This is a genomic window from Nocardia sp. NPDC059691 (assembly GCF_042733915.1).
GTDB lineage: Bacteria > Actinomycetota > Actinomycetes > Mycobacteriales > Mycobacteriaceae > Nocardia > Nocardia sichangensis.
On sequence record NZ_JBHWFB010000015.1, the window covers coordinates 49225 to 68104 of the forward strand.

At 69.2% G+C, this 18880-nt stretch carries 15 protein-coding genes; 9 read left to right on the plus strand and 6 right to left on the minus strand.

The annotated features are described in order from the left end of the window. Positions 1 to 7 precede the first annotated feature (7 nt). Entirely contained in the window at positions 8 to 2536 is a 2529-nt protein-coding gene (locus tag ACFV2O_RS29110; RefSeq protein ID WP_379254594.1) for an ATP-binding protein, read from the plus strand. 107 nt (positions 2537 to 2643) lie between these two features. Beyond that, a complete protein-coding gene (locus ACFV2O_RS29115; RefSeq protein WP_379254596.1) occupies positions 2644 to 5196 on the plus strand; it encodes an ATP-binding protein in 2553 nt (850 codons plus the stop codon). A gap of 46 nt (positions 5197 to 5242) precedes the next feature. Here ACFV2O_RS29115 and ACFV2O_RS29120 read toward each other — a convergent pair whose 3' ends face one another. From ACFV2O_RS29120 to ACFV2O_RS29140, 5 genes are all read right to left on the minus strand, one after another. Then, positions 5243 to 5785 (minus strand): hypothetical protein, encoded by a 543-nt coding sequence (locus ACFV2O_RS29120; RefSeq protein WP_379254597.1) that lies wholly within the window; start codon positions 5783 to 5785, stop codon positions 5243 to 5245. A gap of 149 nt (positions 5786 to 5934) precedes the next feature. Beyond that, positions 5935 to 6309, minus strand: coding sequence for a hypothetical protein (locus ACFV2O_RS29125; protein WP_356966534.1), 375 nt, complete (start codon positions 6307 to 6309; stop codon positions 5935 to 5937). 934 nt (positions 6310 to 7243) lie between these two features. Beyond that, complete coding sequence (locus tag ACFV2O_RS29130) at positions 7244 to 7993, minus strand: DUF6008 family protein (protein ID WP_355072231.1); 750 nt, start codon at positions 7991 to 7993, stop codon at positions 7244 to 7246. A 182-nt stretch (positions 7994 to 8175) separates the two neighbouring features. Beyond that, positions 8176 to 8796: a TetR/AcrR family transcriptional regulator gene (locus ACFV2O_RS29135; RefSeq protein WP_379254599.1), complete on the minus strand. Its 621-nt coding sequence runs from the start codon at positions 8794 to 8796 to the stop codon at positions 8176 to 8178. 39 nt (positions 8797 to 8835) lie between these two features. Continuing rightward, positions 8836 to 11304 (minus strand): phosphoketolase, encoded by a 2469-nt coding sequence (locus tag ACFV2O_RS29140; protein WP_379254601.1) that lies wholly within the window; start codon positions 11302 to 11304, stop codon positions 8836 to 8838. Between the two features lie 208 nt (positions 11305 to 11512). Here ACFV2O_RS29140 and ACFV2O_RS29145 point away from each other — a divergent pair, with 208 nt between their 5' ends. The 7 genes from ACFV2O_RS29145 (at position 11513) to ACFV2O_RS29175 (ending at position 17852) form a co-directional block, all read left to right on the plus strand. Continuing rightward, positions 11513 to 12088 carry an FKBP-type peptidyl-prolyl cis-trans isomerase gene (locus tag ACFV2O_RS29145; RefSeq protein WP_379254602.1) on the plus strand — a complete coding sequence of 192 codons (576 nt, stop codon included), beginning with the start codon at positions 11513 to 11515 and terminating at the stop codon, positions 12086 to 12088. 263 nt (positions 12089 to 12351) lie between these two features. After that, complete coding sequence (gene tig / locus ACFV2O_RS29150) at positions 12352 to 13728, plus strand: trigger factor (protein ID WP_355072239.1); 1377 nt, start codon at positions 12352 to 12354, stop codon at positions 13726 to 13728. 235 nt (positions 13729 to 13963) lie between these two features. Next, on the plus strand, positions 13964 to 14551 hold the full coding sequence (locus ACFV2O_RS29155) for an ATP-dependent Clp protease proteolytic subunit (RefSeq protein ID WP_355072241.1): 588 nt from the start codon (positions 13964 to 13966) through the stop codon (positions 14549 to 14551). A gap of 70 nt (positions 14552 to 14621) precedes the next feature. Further along, entirely contained in the window at positions 14622 to 15290 is a 669-nt protein-coding gene (locus ACFV2O_RS29160; RefSeq protein ID WP_355072243.1) for an ATP-dependent Clp protease proteolytic subunit, read from the plus strand. A gap of 429 nt (positions 15291 to 15719) precedes the next feature. Beyond that, a complete protein-coding gene (gene clpX, locus ACFV2O_RS29165; protein ID WP_195131826.1) occupies positions 15720 to 17000 on the plus strand; it encodes an ATP-dependent Clp protease ATP-binding subunit ClpX in 1281 nt (426 codons plus the stop codon). A 147-nt stretch (positions 17001 to 17147) separates the two neighbouring features. Further along, positions 17148 to 17558 (plus strand): STAS domain-containing protein, encoded by a 411-nt coding sequence (locus tag ACFV2O_RS29170; protein WP_379254605.1) that lies wholly within the window; start codon positions 17148 to 17150, stop codon positions 17556 to 17558. Positions 17559 to 17585: 27 nt separating this feature from the next. Continuing rightward, a complete protein-coding gene (locus ACFV2O_RS29175; protein WP_379254606.1) occupies positions 17586 to 17852 on the plus strand; it encodes a ribosomal protein L7/L12 in 267 nt (88 codons plus the stop codon). A 99-nt stretch (positions 17853 to 17951) separates the two neighbouring features. On the opposite strand, the gene ACFV2O_RS29180 is transcribed toward ACFV2O_RS29175, so the two are convergent. Continuing rightward, a complete protein-coding gene (locus tag ACFV2O_RS29180; RefSeq protein ID WP_355072249.1) occupies positions 17952 to 18833 on the minus strand; it encodes a hypothetical protein in 882 nt (293 codons plus the stop codon). Between the last annotated feature and the right edge of the window lie 47 nt (positions 18834 to 18880).

Consider the following 18880-nt stretch of genomic DNA (forward strand, 5'->3'; position numbering starts at 1 on the left):
TCGTTTTATGTCCCTGGTTCAGGCACGTGGCGACGTGCTGCCTGCATCCACCAGTGAATTCGTCGGCCGGGAAACGGAATTGGACCGGCTGGGCACGCTGCTGGACGGCGGCGCCCGCCTGATCACCCTGGTCGGCCCGGGCGGAATCGGCAAAACCCGATTAGCTGCGGAGGCGCTACGCCGTGGCGTCCGCGTGCGGGGCAGGCCGGTGTACTGGGCGCGACTGGCGGGGCTGGAGGCCGACAGCACCGCCACCGCGCAGGACGTGATGCAGTCGGCCGTGTGCGCCGATGCCGGTTCGCCACCGGCCCGCGACGCGCTGGTGCGCACCTTCACCAGCGGAGACCGTCGCACCGAGCGTGCCGTGCTCGTCCTGGACAACTGCGAACACCTGCTCGGCGCGGTGGCGGCGATGATCGCCGAATTGCTGGAAGGCACACCGGGACTGACCATCCTGGCCACCAGCCGCGAACCGATCGGCTGGGCCGACGAGTACATCCTGCCCGTACCGCCGCTGTCGCCGCGGCAGTCGCTCGAATTGTTCCGGCAGCGGGCCGAACTCATCGGACGCGCGATCCCGGACGAGCGCGAGGCGACGGCCGTTGCCGCGCGGATCTGCCGCCGGGTCGACCACAACCCGCTGTTCATCCGACTTGCCGCGGCGCGCCTGCGGCATCAACCGCCGATCATGGTGCTGCACGAACTCACCGGCGACGCGGATGACAAGCGGTTGCACTGGACCCACGGAGCGCGTGCGGGCGCCGAGCGGCGCCACCGCGGCGTCTACGACGTGATCGCGTGGTCGTTCGCGCTGTGCGGGCCCTCCGAGCAGTTGCTGCTCGAGCGGCTGTCGGTCTTCGCCGCCGGGTACGAGACCGACGACGAGTCGCTGCGCGGGGGCATCGACCTCGACGCCGCGATCGCGGTATGCGCCGATGACGACCTGCCCGCCGGTGAGATCGAACATCTGCTGGAGCGGCTCACCGAACAGTCGCTGTTGTCCGCGCACCTCACCGCGACCACGGTCAGCTGGTACCTGGTGGGCAGCGTCCGGGTGTTCGCCAGGGAGCGGCTGTGCCGCCGGGGCCGCGCCGAGCTCGACCGGCTCGCCGGACGGCACCGCCGGTATCTGCGGGACAAGGTGGTCGCCGGACAGGCCCTCTGGCTCGGTCCGCAGGATCAGACCTGGCTGGCATGGGCGCGGTCGGCGTGGAACGACATCGTGCTCGGCATCGAATCCGGGTTGGCGGACCCGGCCGAAGCCGTGGTCGCCCTCGAGATCGCCACCGTCCTGCTCTCGATGAAGGTGCCGTACGTCAAGTCCGGCGCCGGCGCGCTGACCCGGTTGACCGAACGCGCGCTGGAGGCCACCCGCGGCTCCGGCCCCGGCACCTCCGGGCTCGCCGACCTGGCCACCGCTCTGCTCGGCTGGAACTCGCTGTGGCAGGGGCGGACCGATCACATCCCGCAACTGCTCGCCGACCGCGCGGCCCTGCCGTCGGATGCGGGCCCGCGATACACCGACACAGATTTCGGGCTGCCCGCGCCGGTCGAGTGGATGTGGGGCCTCGAACTGATGCTCGTGCGCGGCGACCGGCGCGCGATCACCGTCCTCACCCGGGCCCGCCACAAGTTCGCCGAACAGGGCGATCGCATCGGCGCGGAGCGCAGTGACGTGTTCGTGGTGTTCTGCGCCGCTCTCGTCGGCGACCGGACGCAGGCGCTGGAGCACACCGCGCGGTTCCTGGCGCGGTCGGCATCGTCGGGCTCGACGTTGTCGCGGGCCTGGGCCGAGATCGCGCGCGCGGTGGCGCTGGCCAAGCACGGGTCCGCCGCCGAGGCGCTGACGCTGACCCATGGTGTGCTCACGCGGCACCGCGGTGAGCAGGACACTTGGACGGCGAGCTGGGCGGTGGGCGCGCACATCGTCGCGCTGGCCCAGGTCCTGCTCGCGCAGCGCGCCGAGGGCCGCGATCGTGCCGCGTGCACCGACACCGCGACGGAGATCGCGTATCTGGTCGGCAGTTTCAAGACGCGGCAGCGTTCGATGGGCATCTCCGTCGAACGCGTTCCGCTGATCGCCGCCGAACTCCGCGGCGCGGCGGAGGCCGCCCGCGCGGTGCTCGGCGACCGGGCCTATGCCGCCGCCGAGCGCAGAACGCGACTGCGGCCCGAACTGGACGCACTGTGGTGTTCCACCGCGGATCCGGTCCCGGCCTCCCGGCGCCCGGATCGCCCGGCGGCCTCCCGGCCGGTATCGCGGCGGCCCGCTTCCCGCTGGAACGATCTGTCGGACGCCGAACGCGATGTCGCCGTCTTCGCGGCGGCCGGCTGGCCCAACAGCGCCATCGCCGGGCGGCGGCGCAGCTCCATCCGCACGGTCGACGCGCAGGTCGCCGCCATCCGGCAGAAGCTGGAGATCGCCTCGCGCGCCGACATCGCGGCCCACATCCCCGATGAACTCGCCGATCGGGTGCGCTACGAATCCGAGCGGCGGCCCAGCCGTCGCCGTCGAGGGGGGAGCCGGGATCGATAGACGACTGCCTCCCCGGCGACCGGGCCGGAGGCGTGCGAAACCCTTCCCCCGGCCGCGCCCATTAGGCTGCTCGAGCGGTGATTGTCTGGATCGGTAGGTGCGTCGGCATGTCGGAGGTGAACAGCGGTGGTGACAACGGTCCCGCCGCGCCCGTCGAGTTCGTGGGCAGGCATGCCGAACTGCGGCGGATAGAAGCCCTGCTGAGCTCGTCCAGCGCCCGGTTGATCACCCTGGTCGGGCCCGGCGGCATCGGCAAGACGACGTTGGCGGTGGAAGCCGTACGGCGCTATCGCGGCGCGGCGCGGCACCCGGTGTATTGGACGCGCCTGGCCCGGCTGGTGCCCGGCGCGGAGACCGGGGCGGTCGCCGAGGAGGTGCTGCTGTCCGTCGCGAAGAACGGCATCGCGGGCCGCTCCGCCTGGGACGGTTTGGTGGAGATCTTCGCCGACGGTCTCGCCGATGGCGAGACGCACCGGACCATCCTGGTGCTGGACAACTGCGAACACGTGCTGGCCGGAGTCGGCCCGCTGATCATCGGTCTGCTCCAGGCGGCCCCCGGCTTGACCATCGTCGCGACCAGCCGGGAGCCGATCGGCTGGATCGACGAGCAGCTGGTGGCCGTGCCCCCGCTGTCCAGCGTGCACGCCCTCGAACTGTTCCGGCGGCGAGCCGAGCGCACCGGGCGGCCGATCTCCGAGGATCCGGGCCAGCTCGCCATCGCCACCCGCATCTGCGGGCACGTCGACAACAACCCGCTGTTCATTCGCCTGGCCGCGGCGCGGCTGCTGCACCGGCCACCGGCGATCCTGTTGCGCGAGTTGTCCGGCGACACCGACGATCGCCGCCTGCAGTGGACGCACGGGGCCAGGGGCGGCATCGGCGAACGGCACCGCAGCGTGCGTGACGTGATCGCCTGGTCCTACGGCCTGTGTACCGCGTCCGAGCAGTTGCTGCTGGACCGCTTGTCCGTGTTCGCCACCGGTTGCGACGCCGAGGACGACGAGACGCCGTGCGGCGGGGCCGACGTGGACGCGATCGTCGCGGTGTGCGCGGACGCGACGTTGCCCGCGGAGCGAATCGAGGGGCTGCTCGAGCGCCTGGTGGAACGCTCGCTGCTGTCGGCCCGTATCACCACCTCGACGGTGCGCTACTACCTGTTGGAAAGCGTTCGGGTGTTCGTGCGCGACCGGCTGTCGGCCCGCGGCGATCACCTGGACGAGGCGCGGCTGTTCGCCCGGCATCGGCGGCACTATCGCGACCGCGTCGCCGCGGGCCCGGCCACCTGGTACGGCCCGCGGGAGCAGGAGTGGATCGCCTGGGCCCGGGCGGCCTGGGACAACATCCTCATCGCCGTCGAGACCAGTCTCGCCGATCCGGAGGAGGCCGTGGTCGGGCTGGAGACCGCCGCGACGCTGATGGCGTTGCGGGTGCCGTTCATCACCGGGTCCAACCGCGCCATCACCAGCCTGACCGAACAGGCGCTGGAAGTCACCGCGCAGGTGGAGCCGCCGCCGACCCGGCTGCGGATCAACGCGACCGCGCTGGTGGGCTGGATCGCCATCTGGCAGGGCAGACACGCCTATACCGCGCAGTTGTTGGACGAATGCGCCGCGGAGTGCCTGTCCGACGCGGAACTGCGGCGCGGCTGGCGGGAGACGACGGCGACCGATGTCGGCCTGCCCGCCGCGGTGGAGTTCACCTGGGGACTCGAACTGCTGCTGATCCATCTCGACATCCGGGCGGTGGACGTGCTGGCCAGGGCGCGCAGGAAATTCGCCACCTTGGGCGACCGGGCCGGAGAGCAGCGCAGCGAATTGTTCGAGGCGCTCACGTACGCGAACCTCGGTGACGCGGACGTCGCGCTCGGGGCCGCGCGCAGGCATCTGGACCGGGCCGTCGCTTCCGACGCGGGCTGGGCGACCTCATGGGCGGAGCTGGCCTGGATGATCGCGGTGTCCCGGCACGGCGATCCGCGAGAGGCTGTCACGCTCGGGCGGTCCACCCTGGAACGCCTGCTGATCACGGGGGACACCTGGACGGCGGGTTGGGTCGCGCATTTCATGATGATGGCGCTGACCTACCTGCTGTCCGCCCGGATCGAGGCGGGGGACACCGACAGCTCCGAAGCGATCGCCGCCGCCACCGAGATCGCCCATCTGCAAGGTGGGATCGCCACGCTGCACCGCTCCATGGGCATCGTCGCCGACCGGGTGACCCTGGTGGCCAGGGGCACCGCTCAGGCGGTCGCGGCGGTCACCGCGGTCCTCGGCGCCGAGGCGCACGAGGCGGCGGTCCAGCGCGGCGCCCGCCTGCGTCCCGAACGCGACGAACTGCAATTACTGCTGCTGGGCAGGTTGCCCGCCGATCGGCTGCTGCCTGCGCGGCGGTCGCAGACCAGGTCGACGGCCTCGCGCTGGGACGAGTTGACGCCCGCGGAACGCGAGGTCGCCGTGCTGGCCGCCGCGGGCTGGGCCAACAGCGCCATCGCCGCGCGCAGGGGCAGCTCGATCCGGACGGTCGATGCACAGGTGGCGACCGTACGCAGAAAGCTGATGGCGGCTACCAGAGCCGACATCAGCTGGCACGTACCGGATCACCTCGAGGAGCGGATCCGGCTGGAATCGGAGCGAAGGCCCGCGCGAACGCGAACACGCCCGTAACCGCGGCGGCGGTCACGGGCGTGCCGGTAGGAAGGTCGGTCAGGGGTCAGGTCAGGGAGCCGTCGTAGCAGAGGCTCGACGACCGCCAGGAATGCTGCGGCCCGGTGCCGGGATCGAAGGCCCACTGGTCGATCGATCCCGCGGCCTTCCACCACACGGAGCCGCGTCCGTCCGAGACGACCTGGTAGACGTCCTCGGAACCCTCGATGAGCTGGCTTCCGACGCAGTAGTCGTTGTATTCCGTGCCGTACTGGCGGGCGCCGGGGCTGAACAGGCCCGCGGGGTGGGTGTACGCGCCCGGGTTGGGCACGGTGCTGGCCTGCCGCACGTTGTGTCCGCGATGCCAGTAGGGCGCGCCGACCGCATCGGTGCCGCAGGTGAAGGTCGAGCCTCCCGCGACGACGGTGGTGCCCTGGCCGTAGGCGCCACCGGCCCAGAGGCAGGCAGCGCCCTGAGCCTCGGCGGTGCCCGCGCCGAGGCTCAGGCCGCCCGCCGCCACCGCTGCCGCCGCCAGCAGGGTGAGCGTCCGTGCCGTGCCGCGCTTGTCGTTACACGCGGTCGTCCGGCGAAGCCCGTTAATCTTGATCATTGGTGTTTCTCTTTCGTGCGCTATCCCGGCCGGAGTGGATTTCCGGGATTGGTGATACTTCAAGTAATGTGCCGCTAGACAGCGGTACGATCAGTCCAGAAGGACGTCGCGGAAGGTTGTGGGTGCGAGTGAGTGAGCCGGTCCGGCGATCACTGGCACCAGCGGGCCTGCGGGCGGCACACGGTGTAGCCGCTGCCGTCCGGGCGGGCGACGCGCGACCAGCTGGGGCTGACGGAATTGTTGCCCGTGGTGGTGTCGGCCGGCGCAGGGGTGCTCTGGCGCTGGTGGTAGTCGCGGATGGCGTCGTCGTGCTCGTCCGCGCGGAGCGGGTCGTTGTCGCGGTGGTTGTAGCCCATCGGGTCGATCTGGTGCCAGCCGTTGGTGTCGCCGGTGCCGTTGCGCGGGTCGGAGGGGCCCGAGTGGGACTCGGCGCCCGCGATGCCGACGGCGCCGGCGGTGAGGATGCCGACGATCGCGGTACAGGCGAGCAGTCGCCGTGCGGCGGAGTGGGTCGTGGCGGTCATCGTAAGTCTCCGTTCGGAATTCGAGCCGTGCGCGGCGACACGGTTCGAGCGGCGGCGGTGCGGCGAACGTCGATGGTCGGGGTTGCCGCGCGAGGTGGGGGCGGGGAAGGGATCGGGGCGGCATCCGTCGCGGACGTCTGGTCCGCGGGCCGGTGCCGGTCGGCTCGGTCCCGGTTGTCGGGATGGGAAGAGCCCGGCCTGTCGTCTCCGTGGCGGCCCGGGTCTGCGGGGCGCGGTGCCGCGACGATCGCGTCGGGCCCGGCCAGCGCTTCGGCCGGCGCCGGGGTTTCCGGCGTGGCCGCTATCGCGCTCACGATCAGCGGGCGGACGAGCCAGGTCTGTGTCCGTCGCTGGTGCGGCGTGATGCCGGTCATCGTTCGCGTCCGTTCATCTCGCCACCTCGGGATCGGAGATCGGCCCGGTGTGGTCCGATCGGCGGGTCCCTATCTATCGTGCCGTTGGATAACGTCACATTAATCGACGGGTCGATACCTTGTCGAGTGCTTTCCCATACTTGGGAAGAATTGCGGAGTTTCCGGCGTGGGTCGGCGCCGTGACCAGGGGCGATGCCGACCGCCTGTAACCCGGGGGCTTTGCGAAACCTGCTCGGCGCGATGCTTTTTCGGGACGGTGCGGCCTTCAGGCGGCCCGGTAGGGGGCGCGGCAGTGATGCGGCGCTCTCGCCGAAAGTGGCGTGGGTAGCACGACCGGCCGGGGGTACGGGGGCTGTGTCTTCGTTGCACTCACCACGCCAGGGCCGTGCTGACCGCGGAGGTCGAGCCGGCGTGCGCGCGGGTTGGGGCGAATGAAGGGCGGCGGCAGTGCCGCGCGGCTCGCCGCTGTGGGCTGATGAACGGGCTGCGACGGAAAGCCCTTCGCGCATACGCGAAAAGGGCGCCTGCCGCGATGGCAGACGCCCTTTAGGGTTGCTGGATCAGGCTTCGGTGACCGCCGCGTATGCCGGGGCCCCTGAACCCGTGGCCGCCGCGGGTGCGCGGCTCGGCTTCGCAGCGGCGGGGTCGCGGAACGGGGCTTCGATCACGGCGCGCTCCTGCCACAGGTAGTACAGCGCCATGGCGAAGATGCTCGTGCCGATCACGTTGGCCAGGAAATGCCACCAGATGCGGTAGGTCGACGCACCGGCTCCCGGGTCGAGCAGGCCGAAGAAGGTCGACAGGCCGATCGCTTTGGTGCCGAACGCGACCGTCAGGGTGAGCGCGAGATGCTCGAGTCCGTGGATGCCCTGCATCAGTACGCCCATGCGGCCCCACTTGCGCGCCTTGCTCTCCAGGGCGTGGTGGGTGACCAGTGCGACACCGACCAGTCCGGCGAGGAAGTGGAAATTGCCGACCAGGTGCAGGATTTCCATCCCGAGCGACGGCTTCATATGGTTGACCTGGCCGAATCCCTTGGCCAAGCCGGTGCCCCACGGCGTCATCCACGCCGGTGAGTTCGGGTGCTGGACCCAGTATCCGACCTGTGCCACGTGCTCCTGGAAGTGACCTATCTGGGCGATGACGCCCAACGCGATCACACCGAGCGCGGTGCGGAACATCCATGGTCGCAACGGTTTGCGCATCGCGATGGCGAGCACGCCGACGGCCGCCCACATGACGACCATCCAGGCCACCATCAAGATCGCACCTAGGATTTCGAACCCGGTCGCCTCGGCTGTGTGGTTCATGGGGAACCGCCCTTCTGCGCGCCCTCCGGCAACGGCGACGGATGGGGGGAGTTGCTTCGGAAACGCGCGGAACGCGTTGTTCGCAAGATACAAGGTCGTGCGGGCTCGTGTCCGAGATTTCCGAATGTCCTGGTATCCCCGACAATTCGATTCGAGTCATACCCAACGCGTATAGCGCGTGTTCACGATGGTCGCAGAAAGCCTTCGACGATGCGGTGGGCGCGGTCGGCGGCCTCCGGATCACCGATCCGCAGCGCGGTATTCGTCGCGCAGAGCACCGCATCGATCTGGAAGGCGACCAGATCGGCGTCCAGTTCGGGGATCTCACCGGCGGACGCCGCCGCGCGCAGCTCCCGCGCCAGCAGCCGAACCCACGCTCCCTGATCGCGGAGCAGGGCGTCGCGCACCGGGCCCGGCTTGCTGTCGTGCTCGGCCATGGTCGCGACGCGGAAGCATCCGCCCGCGAACAGCGGCGTCGTGGCATAGACCATCCAGTGCTCCACCAAGGCCCGCAGACGGGCGACGCCGTGCGGCGCGGACCGTGCGGGGTCGACGACCGCTTCCACGAAGCGGTCGCGTGCGTGATCGATGGTGGCCAGTTGGAGTGCTTCCTTGGTGCGGAAGAGGGTCTGGATTCCGGCCTTGCTCAGACCGGTGTCTTCGGCCAGCCTGCCGAAACTCAGGCCGTCCAATCCGTCGAGCGAGGCGATGTCGACCGCATGCCGCAGCACCGTGGCACGCGTCTTCGCACCGCGCAGCAGGCGCTTGTCGGTGATCTCGGCGGTTCGCTGACCACTTTCCATACGGTCGATCGTACTTTCTGCCGCCGAGTTCGTGGGGGCTCAGCTCCGCTGGTAAGGCCAGTTCCAGTCGGCGACCTCGGGGAGGTCCTCGCCGTGTTCCCTGGTCCACGCACGGGCCGTCCACCGCGCGTCGACCATCTCTTGCCGCAGCCCCGCGGCCCGCTCGCGCAGGGACGGCACCCGATCGATCACGTCCATCACCAAGTGGTAGCGGTCCAGATCGTTCAGCATCACCATGTCGAACGGCGTGGTCGTGGTGCCGCGCTCCCGATAGCCGCGGACGTGCAGTTCGTCGTGGTTGGTGCGCCGATAGGTCAGCCGGTGGATCAGCCACGGATAGCCGTGGAAAGCGAAGATCACCGGCCGGTCCTGGGTGAAGAGCGTGTCGAACTCACTGTCCGGCAGGCCGTGCGGGTGCTCGTCCTGCGTTTGCAGCCGCATCAGGTCGACTACGTTCACCACCCGGACGCGCAGGTCGGGCAGACGTTCGCGCAGGATCGCGGCCGCGGCGAGGGTCTCCAGCGTCGGTATGTCGCCCGCGCAGGCGAGCACCACGTCCGGCATGGCGCCCACCTCGTCGCCGTGGCCCGCCCACGGCCAGATCCCGATCCCGCGTGCGCAGTGCTCGGCGGCCTCGGTCACCGACAACCAGTCGGCCTGCGGCTGCTTGCCCGCGACCACCACGTTCACGTAGTGGCGGGAGCGCAGGCAGTGGTCGTAGGTGGACAGCAGCGTGTTCGCGTCCGGCGGCAGGTACACCCGCACGATCGAGGCCTTCTTGTTCAGCACCACGTCCAGGAATCCGGGGTCCTGGTGGGTGAAGCCGTTGTGGTCCTGGCGCCACACGTGCGAGGACAACAGGTAGTTCAGGCTGGGGATCGGACGCCGCCACGGCACCGCCGAACTGGCGTCGAGCCATTTGGCGTGCTGGTTGAACATGGCGTCCACGATGTGGATGAACGCCTCGTAGCAGGTGAACACGCCGTGCCTGCCGGTCAGCAGATAGCCCTCCAGCAGTCCCTGGCACATGTGCTCGGACAGCACCTCGATCACCCGGCCGCCGCGGTCGAGTTTCTGGTCGCGGCGGTCGATCTCCGCCTGCCAGTTGCGGCCGGTGACCTCGAGGATGTCCTGCAAGCGGTTGCTGGCCAGTTCGTCCGGCGCGAAGGTGAGGAAGTTGTCCGGATTGCGCCTGGTGACCTCACGCAGCCAGCCACCGAGCACCCTGGTGGCCTCGTGCCGGGTCGCGCCCGGCGCGGTGACCTCGACGCCGAAGTCGCGCCAGTCCGGCAGGTCCAGGTCGCGCAGCAGCGTACCGCCGTTGGCGACCGGGTTGGCGCTCATCCGCCGTTCGCCGACGGGTACCTGAGCGGTCAGCTCCGGCACCGGCTTGCCGTCGTCGTCGAACAGTTCCTCCGGACGGTAGGAACGCAGCCACTGTTCCAGCACCGCGCGGTGGTCGGCGTCGGTGCGCGCGCCCGGCAACGGCACCTGGTGCGCGCGGAAGGTGCCCTCGACCTGGTCGCCGTCCACCACCGGCGGACAGGTCCAGCCCTTGGGGGTGCGCAGCACGATCATCGGCCAGCTGGGCCGTGACCCATCGGCGCCGTCGCGTGCGGCGCCCTGGATCCGCCCGATGCGTTCCATGCTCGTGTCCACCGCCGTGGCCATCGCCTGGTGGACGGTCGCGGGATCGTCGCCGGCGACGACGATCGGCTCGTAGCCGTAGCCACGCAGCAGCGACAGCAACTCCGGCTCCGGGATGCGCGCCAGGATGGTCGGATTGGCGATCTTGTACTCGTTCAGGGCCAGGATCGGCAGCACCGCGCCGTCGCGCGCCGGATTGAGGAACTTGTTCGCATGCCAGCTCGTGGCCAGCGGACCCGTTTCCGCCTCGCCGTCGCCGACCACGCAGAACACGGTGAGATCGGGGTTGTCCAGGGCGGCGCCGAACGCGTGCAGCAGCGAATAACCGAGTTCGCCGCCCTCGTGGAAGGAGCCCGGCGTCTCCGGTGCGCAGTGACTCGGCACCCCGCCGGGAAAGGAGAACTGGCGGAACAGCGCGCCCATGCCCGCGGCGTCCTGCGGAATGTGGCTGTAGACCTCGGAGTACGTCCCCTCCAGCCAGCCGCACGCGTTCGGGCCCGGACCGCCGTGCCCGGGGCCCGCGACGAAGACGGCGTTCAGGCCGCGTTGCCGGATCGCGCGATTGGCATGCACCCACACGAGATTCAGGCCGGGCACCGTGCCGAAGTGCCCGAGCAGCCTGGGTTTGACGTGCTCGGCGCGCAGCGGTTCGCGCAGCAGCGGATTAGCCGTCAGGTAGATCTGGCCGACCGCGAGATAGTTCGCGGCGCGCCACCACGCGTCGATCGCCGCCAGCTCGTCGCGTGCCAGTGGCCCCGGCACGTCCGCCAGCCGGTAGGGACGCGGTGCGACGGTCCGGCCGCCGGTGCTGCCGACGTTGTCCGCCGAAGTATCGCCACCCGCACTCGCCATGTGGGTCATGTGCCGACTCTCCTCACGCTCATGGCATCGGGGACGGCGGCGCCACGACCGGCCGCCGTCGAGGTCCTGCGAAGGTTGCCGATCGGAATCGACAACGCCGGATGGAGAATTCACCGCCAGCCTAGCCGCAGCGGGCCGCGCGGCGGTCCGAGCGTGTCGCGAGAAGCTCGTCCCACCCGGGGCCCGTTCGTGGTCTAGGGTCCGCGGCATGCACATTCTCGGCAGGATCATCGGTATCGGCGCCGTCGCCGCGACCACCATCGCGCTGGCGGCCTGCGGCTCGGACGACGAGTCCGCTCCCGCCGTCTCGACGACGCGGACCACCGCGGCGGCGGGACCTTCCGCGCAGCGCCCGGCTACCCAGAGCAAGGGCCGCGAGTGCACCGCCGACGACATCCGCGTCACCGGAGATTTCGGCGCCGCGCCGAAGATCACCCTCCCCGACGACTGCGACCCGCCCAAGCAGCTGATCGTCAAGGATCTGAAGGAGGGCAGCGGGCCCGGCGCCGCGCCCGGCCAGCAGCTGACCATGAATTACGCGCTGGTCACCTGGTCGGACAAGAAGACGCTGGACAGCTCGTTCCAGCGCGGCAAGCCGTTCCAGCTCACCCTCGGCGGGGGACAGGTCATCCCCGGCTGGGATCAGGGACTCGTCGGCGTCAAGGAGGGCGCGCGCCGCTTGCTGATCGTGCCGCCGGAGCTGGGCTACGGCGCGGGCGGGCGTGGCATCGCCCCGTACGAGACGCTGGTCTTCGTCACCGACGCGGTCTCGGTGGGGAAGTAGCCCGGCCGCTCGCGTCGCCCGCCGGGCACCGCCGGATGCAGGTCCGCTCGGCCGGTCAACTAACCTGGTCGGGATGCGTGGCGTACGCCGCACCCCTCGTCGTCTCGGCCGAGGCCGGGACTCCGGTTCGGATCGGCGCCGGTGGGGGAATGCGGCAGCCGGCGTAGGGCCGCCTCGCCCGCCGTTCCGATCCCGGAATGCCGGGGGCGGGGCGCCGCAAGACGAACGTCAACCAGTACGAACAACGAACAAGGAGCATGTCCGTGAAGAGCACCGTCGAGCAGCTGAGCCCGACCCGGGTCCGGATCAACGTCGAGGTGCCCTTCGAGGAGCTGAAGCCGGATTTCGACCGCGCGTACAAGGCACTGGCCAAGCAGGTCCGCATCCCCGGCTTCCGTCCCGGTAAGGCGCCAGCGAAGCTGCTCGAGGCCCGTCTCGGCCGTGGCGCGATCCTGGAGCAGGTCGTCAACGACGCGCTGCCCGGTCGCTACAGCGAGGCCGTCACCACCTCCGAGGTGAAGGTCATCGGTCAGCCCGAGATCGAGATCACCAAGATCGAGGACGGCCAGGAGCTGGCCTTCACCGCCGAGGTCGACGTGCGGCCGGAGATCACGCTGCCGGACTACGCGAGCATCGCGGTCACCGTCGACGCGTTCACCGTCGGCGACGAGGACATCGAGGAGCAGTTGCAGTCGCTGCGCCAGCGCTTCGGCACCCTGACCGGGGTGGAGCGTCCGGTGCAGGACGGCGACTTCGTCTCGATCGACCTGTCGGCGACCGTGGACGGCCAGGAGGTGGCCGAGGCCGCCACGACCGGCCTGTCCCATGAGGTCGGTTCCGGTCAGCTCATCGAGGGCCTGGACGAGGCGCTGGTCGGATTGTCGGCGGGCGAGTCGAAGGAGTTCACCTCGAAGCTGGTCGCGGGCGAGCACGCGGGCAAGGACGCGGTCATCACCGTGACCGTGCAGACCGTCAAGGAACGTGAGCTGCCCGAGGCCGACGACGAGTTCGCGCAGCTGGCCAGCGAATTCGACACGCTGGAGGAGCTGAAGGACGATCTGCGCGGCCGCGTCGAGCGGGTCAAGAAGGTGCAGCAGGCGGGCGAGATCCGCGACAAGGTGCTGGACACCCTGCTCGAGCAGGTCGAGGTGCCGCTGCCCGAGGCCGTGGTGAAGGCCGAGATCGACGCGGTGACCCACGACGCGGTGCACGGCTTCGACCACGACGAGGCCAAGTTCGCCGAGGCGCTCGAGGCGCAGGGCAGCACCCGCGAGGAGTTCGACGCCGACACCAAGCAGGCCGCGGAGAAGTCGGTCAAGACCCAGCTGCTGCTGGACGCGATCGCGGAGGCGGAGGGCACCCAGGTCGGCCAGGAGGAGCTCACCGAGCGGATCCTGTTCCAGTCGCAGCGCTACGGCCTGTCGCCGGAGCAGTTCATCCAGCAGGTGCAGCAGGCGGGCCAGCTGGGCGCGATCTTCGCCGACGTGCGGCGCGGCAAGGCGCTGGCGGGCGTGGTCGGCCAGGTGACCGTCACCGACTCCGCGGGCAACTCGGTGGACACCACCGAAATGTTCGGTGCCCCCGCCGATTCCGCCGACGAGGACGCGGCCGTCGAGACGGCCCCGGCGGACGCCGAATAATTCCATGGAATGTCGGCGTGATCGACGCCCGCGAGGTGCGCTGATTGCGCTGTGAGCGAAGAAAGGGCGGTACCGGGAGTTCGGTGCCGCCCTGCTTCGTTAATGTTTGTGACGACAAGTTGGATGGCCATGTCCGACCGGGTGCGGCATATCCAACCAGTGATGGCTATGCGGCAATCCGCAACGAGCCGGCGAGAGAAGGCAGGTATCCGTGACAATCAACCAGGCAGGGGTCATGACAACCGCGACTGCTGGTCTCAACCTCAGTGATTCGGTGTACGAGCGCCTGCTGCGTGAGCGCATCATCTTCCTCGGCACACAGGTCGACGACGACATCGCGAACAAGCTGTGCGCGCAGATCCTGCTGCTCTCGGCGGAGGATCCCACCAAGGACATCTCGCTCTACATCAACTCGCCGGGCGGCTCGGTGACCGCGGGCATGGCCATCTACGACACGATGCAGTTCGCCGAGTGCGACATCGCCACCTACGGCATGGGCCTGGCCGCGTCCATGGGGCAGTTCCTGCTCACCGCGGGCACCAAGGGCAAGCGCTACGCGCTGCCGCACGCGCGGATCATGATGCACCAGCCCTCCGCGGGGATCGGCGGCTCGGCGGCCGACATCGCGATCATGGCCGAGCAGTTCGCGCACACGAAGCGTGAGCTGAACGAACTGCAGGCGCAGCACACCGGCAAGTCGGTCGAGCAGGTCACCGCCGATGCCGACCGCGACCGCTGGTTCACCGCGGCCGAAGCCCTGGAATACGGCTTCATCGACCACGTGATCAGCCACGCGAATCAGGCCAACGGCGCCAAGAAGTAACGCACCGGATCACCCACAGGCCCCCGGACACCTCGAACGTCCGGCCGCCGCACCGACTTTGGAGACGAAGATGGCCAATTCGATCGACCCGCGCGCCGGCCTGTCCGGCATGGCACCGCAGAGCCCGCAGGCGCGCTACATCCTGCCGTCGTTCATCGAGCACTCGAGCTTCGGCGTCAAGGAGTCCAACCCGTACAACAAGCTGTTCGAAGAGCGCATCATCTTCCTCGGCGTGCAGGTGGACGACGCCTCGGCGAACGACATCATGGCGCAGCTGCTGGTGCTGGAGTCGCTGGACCCCGACCGCGACATCACCATGTACATCAACTCGCCGGGTGGCTCGTTCACCTCGCTGATGGCCATCTACGACACCATGCAGTACGTGCGCGCCGACGTCGCCACCGTCTGCCTGGGCCAGGCCGCCTCGGCCGCCGCCGTGCTGCTGGCCGCGGGCACCCCGGGCAAGCGCGCCTGCCTGCCCAACGCGCGCGTGCTGATCCACCAGCCCTCGCTGGAGGGCGGCATCCAGGGCCAGGTGTCGGATCTGGAGATCCAGGCCGCCGAGATCGAGCGCATGCGTCGCCTGATGGAGAGCACGCTCGCGCGGCACACCGGCAAGGACGCCGACACCATCCGCAAGGACACCGACCGCGACAAGATCCTGACGGCCGAGGAGGCCAAGGAGTACGGGATCATCGACACGGTGTTCGACTACCGGAAGCTGAGCGCGCAGAAATAGGGCGCGAATCGTCGTTTCCGGCCGGGGCCGGGACGGCGGGGCGAATTGCCGATCCCGGGGCTGTTCGCTCTAAATTGCTTCGTGACAGGGAATTCCGGCCGGGAAGTACGCAATGGGGCATACCGCCCGGCCGGGCCGCCCTCGCGCCGCCGCGGTTCGAGAATTTGTTCGAACCGACGGCGCCGCGCGGCGGGCGGTGCGGAGGTATGGCTCGTGACGACTCGCACAACCCGCGCGAGAAACATGCGCGAGTTGTCGACCTCCATCCCGAACACCGGGTACGGTCAACCTAGGGACCTTTGCTCCCGGTTGACGGCACTGCCCCACCGGCCACGAAATCAGCCGATGCGTTTGCGGCTGCGAAAGTGGTGGACAGCTGGCAACCTGGACGGACGGTTGCACGCGGACAAGGAAGTAGGGACCCACGAGATGGCGCGCATCGGAGATGGCGGCGATCTGCTGAAGTGCTCGTTCTGCGGAAAGAGCCAGAAGCAGGTCAAGAAGCTCATTGCGGGACCAGGGGTGTACATCTGCGACGAGTGCATCGATCTCTGCAACGAGATCATCGAGGAGGAACTCGCCGAGTCCAGCGAGGTCAAGCTCGATGAGCTGCCCAAGCCCGCCGAGATCCGGGATTTCCTGGAGAACTACGTGATCGGCCAGGACACCGCCAAGCGCACTCTCGCGGTGGCCGTCTACAACCACTACAAGCGCATCCAGGCCGGTGACAAGGGTCGGGACAGCCGCGGCGAGACCGTCGAGCTGGCCAAGTCCAACATCCTGATGCTCGGTCCTACCGGTTGCGGCAAGACCTACCTCGCCCAGACCCTGGCGAAGATGCTGAACGTCCCGTTCGCCATCGCCGACGCCACCGCGCTGACCGAGGCCGGGTACGTCGGCGAGGACGTCGAGAACATCCTGCTGAAGCTGATCCAGGCGGCCGACTACGACGTCAAGCGCGCCGAGACCGGCATCATCTACATCGACGAGGTCGACAAGATCGCCCGCAAGAGCGAGAACCCGTCGATCACCCGTGACGTGTCCGGCGAGGGCGTGCAGCAGGCCCTGCTGAAGATCCTGGAGGGCACTCAGGCGAGCGTGCCGCCGCAGGGCGGGCGCAAGCACCCGCACCAGGAGTTCATCCAGATCGACACCACCAACGTGCTGTTCATCGTGGCGGGCGCCTTCGCCGGTCTGGAGAAGATCATCTCCGACCGCACCGGCCACCGCGGCATCGGTTTCGGCGCCGAGGTGCGGTCGAAGGCCGAGATCGACACCACCGATCACTTCGCGGAGGTCATGCCAGAGGACTTGATCAAGTTCGGCCTGATCCCCGAGTTCATCGGCCGCCTGCCCGTGGTCGCCTCGGTGACGAACCTGGACAAGGAATCGCTGGTCAAGATCCTCTCCGAACCGAAGAACGCGCTGGTCAAGCAGTACGTCCGGCTGTTCGAGATGGACGGGGTCGACCTCGAGTTCACCGACGACGCGCTGGAGGCGGTCGCCGACCAGGCGATTCTGCGCGGCACCGGCGCGCGTGGCCTGCGGGCGATCATGGAGGAAGTCCTGCAGCCCGCGATGTACGACATCCCCAGCCGCGACGACGTCGCCAAGGTCGTCGTCAACGCGGATACGGTCAACGACAACGTCCTGCCCACCATCGTGCCGCGCAAGGCGCAGCGGCCGGAGCGCCGGGAGAAGTCGGCGTAATTCGGGTGTGGCGACCCGTCGTAAGGGGTACTCCTCCGTGAGGGTTGAGCAGACAGCCTAGTTCCGGCGCTTTTCTCCGGGGCGCATCATTACCCGCGAGCAAGCCCGTTTCCGAGATTGCTCGCGGGCGACTGGACCGAGGTCCTCATGTCGACAGGCTTGGCCAACCCCACGTACGTTCTCACCGCCGCTCGCAATGCCGATCACCCCGCCGAGCGGCTCAAGATCTCCGTCACAGTGCCGAGCGACTCGGTCACGCTGTGCGCGCTCGCGGGCGAAGTCGATCATTACACCGTCGAAGTGTTTCGACGCAGGCTGATCGGCTCGCTGGGCACGGCGGCGCCTTTGGTGGTCGTAGATCTGTCGAAGGTTACGTTTTTCGGCGTCGCCGGGTTGCACGTTCTGGTCGACGCGCGGTCCATGCTGGTCCAGACCGGCCGTAGGATGCGCCTGGTGACCGGACCCCGGTGTGTGGACCGGCTGCTGGAGCTGGCGGGAGATCTGGCGCGCTTCGAGACGATGTCGAGTCTCGCCGACGCCGTGCTCGACGCGGCCTGACGCGGCCGGGGTCGATACCATCGGGGCATGTTCGCCAACCGGCGCTTGGAGCGCAAGGTCGACGCCCTGCACGCCAAGCTCGACCTGATCATGACCCATCTGGGCATCGAGGCGCACGCAGCGGCCGTGTCGCCGCGTGCCGTGCCTGCGGTCCCGCGCGGCGACGGCATGGCCGAGATCGATGCGCTTCTGGCGCAGGGCAAGAAGATTCACGCGATCAAGCGGTATCGCGAACTCACCGGGTGCGGCCTGAAAGAGGCCAAGGAAGCGGTCGAACGCCGGTATCCGTACTGATCACCGGGGCGCGAGCACAGGGCTCGACGGCTCACGCGCCGGCGCGGACCTGGAGCGGGCATTCTTCGACGACTTGCCCCGCACCGCAGGCTGATAGGTCTAGCTGTGTGCGCCCTGCACCACGGGGGTGTGCAGATCCACTGGGAAGTCAGCGTCCGCGCTGGACAGGCTGTCCGCCGCGGAGCGTTCCGGCAAGGGGTCGTGCCCGGTCGGGTCGGGCAAGCTCCGCACCTGCTCGGTGGCATAGCCGATCGCGCGTCCGTATCGCGCGCTCGCGGCATCGTGGATGAGCAGGGCGACGCCGATCATCACCGGGGCGACACCGTGCACGGCGGCGTCGAACCATCGCCCGGCGCTCACGTACGGATAGGTGTTCAGTCCGACGGTGAGCGCGAGCAGGGCCATTTCCGCCGCCGCCACTTGGCTCCGGTTGTCCAGCACGCCCCATTCGGTGACCTTGTTCGTGCCGATCATGATGATGATCAGCGACACGCTGATCATCGCCTCGAGCAGGTAGCTGAACCAGTACAGCGGGTCGTCCGGGCCACCCGGCGCGATGTTGTGCTGAACGTTGACCGCCGACCACAGCATTCCGGCGGCGACCACGCCGGCCAGCGCGCCGAGCGACCAGGAACGGTGCCGGTACAGCGACGCCAACCTGGCGTGCGGGCTGGACGCGCGCCGCTGCGCGGCAATCGCCTTGCGCGCCAACAGCAGGTCCCTGATCTCGGCCTTCTCGATGGCCTCCGCGGTGTGCCGCGCCCGGTCGGAGGCCGCGGCGCCCGCCTCGGCGTGCTTCCAGCGCTGTTCGCGGTCCTGGGTCCGGATCCGTTCGGCCAGTTCGCGTTCAGCGAGCAGTTCCTCCTCCGACAGCGCGCCGGTCAGAGCCGGGTCGAACTGGTAGGCGAGACGGCCGCGGGCCTTCTCGACTCGTCTCGCCAGCCGTGCGACGTCGTCGTCCGGGGTCTGTTCGTCGAGCATGCGGCTCCAAACGGTCGGGCGGAGGGGAACTCGAGAAACCGAAGACG